The organism is Mesorhizobium sp. M7A.F.Ca.AU.002.02.1.1, assembly GCF_003998535.1.
Lineage (GTDB): Bacteria > Pseudomonadota > Alphaproteobacteria > Rhizobiales > Rhizobiaceae > Mesorhizobium > Mesorhizobium ciceri.
Genome location: NZ_RZPB01001166.1, coordinates 1 through 1333 on the forward strand (window position 1 = coordinate 1; position 1333 = coordinate 1333).

Consider the following 1333-nt stretch of genomic DNA (forward strand, 5'->3'; position numbering starts at 1 on the left):
CAGTTGCAGACGACGCTGACACCCTATGACCCGGCGATCTCGGGAGAAATCTTCCGGCCGCTGTCGAGCTTCCGCACGCCGGAGATGAACGTGCAGAAGGTGATCGCGCGCCGCGTCGCCATGGAGTTGCGCGACGGCATGGCCGTCAATATCGGGTTCGGCATTTCCGCCAATGTGCCGCGCATCCTTCTCGAGGAAGGCCAGCACGGCAAAATTACCTGGGTGATCGAACAGGGCGCGGTCGGCGGCGTGCCGCTGCTCGACTTCAAATTCGGCTGCTCATCGAACGCCGACGCCTTCATGCCCTCGCCGCACCAGTTCATCTATTTCCAGGCCGGCGGCTTCGACGCCTCGCTGTTGTCCTTCCTGCAGATCGATCGACACGGCTCTGTGAATGTTTCGAAGCTTTCGGCGCGGCCGCATGTCACCGCCGGCGCCGGCGGCTTTGTCGACATCACCGCACGGGCGAAGAAGATCGTCTTCTCCGGCTTCTTCAATGCCGGCGCCAAGCTGTCTCTGGCCGATGGCGGCATCCGCATCGACCACGAGGGCAAGGTCAAGAAGGTGGTCAACGAAGTCGAGCACATCTCGTTTTCGGGCAAGCGCGCGGTGGCGCAGGGACAGGACATCACCTATGTCACCGAACGCTGCGTGATGAAGCTGACGCCGGAGGGGTTGGTCGTCACAGAACTCGCACCCGGCATCGATCTGCAGCGTGATGTGCTGGCCCAGTCGGAAATTCCGTTGGCCGTTGCCAGGGACCTCAAGACGACACCGGCAGCCCTCTATCAGGAGCAACCGATAGGCCTGTCGCTGAATGGCGGCGCCTCGGTCGGAGGCGCGCGTGGCTGAGCCTCTCGTCACCTTCGAGCAGGATGGCGCCATCGGTACCATCACGCTGCGCCGGCCGGAGAAATTCAACGCACTGGACATTCCGATGCTGCGGGCGCTAGAGACGGCGCTCGACGCGGCCGAGATGGCCGAGGGCGTCCGCGTCGTGCTGCTGCGCGGCGAAGGCAAGGGCTTTTGCGCCGGTGGCGATGTCGAAGCCTGGGCGCAGATGAGTGCCGCCGATTTCCAGGTGCAGTGGGTGCGCTACGGCGACCGCGTCTTCGACCGCTTGGCGCGGCTGCGGCAGCCGACAATCGCCGTCCTGTCCGGCCATGCGCTTGGCGGCGGCCTGGAACTGGCTGCGGCTTGCGACTTGCGCGTGGCGGAAACACAAGTGAAATTAGGCTTCCCGGAAACCTCGATTGGCGTCGTGCCCGGCTGGTCCGGTACGCAGCGCGCCGTGCGCCGCTTCGGCGCGCAGACGGTGCGCCGCATGGCGCTG

Annotated in this window: 1 protein-coding gene and 1 pseudogene; both read left to right on the plus strand. The window is 65.0% G+C overall.

The window, feature by feature from the left end; translation table 11 throughout:
* A pseudogene (locus tag EN879_RS36140) lies at nt 1–852 on the plus strand (acyl CoA:acetate/3-ketoacid CoA transferase); the annotation flags it as partial.
* Nucleotides 845–1333: enoyl-CoA hydratase/isomerase family protein (locus EN879_RS36145; RefSeq protein WP_164774846.1), on the plus strand; the 489-nt coding region annotated here is incomplete at its 3' end. The pseudogene EN879_RS36140 and the gene EN879_RS36145, both read left to right, overlap by 8 nt.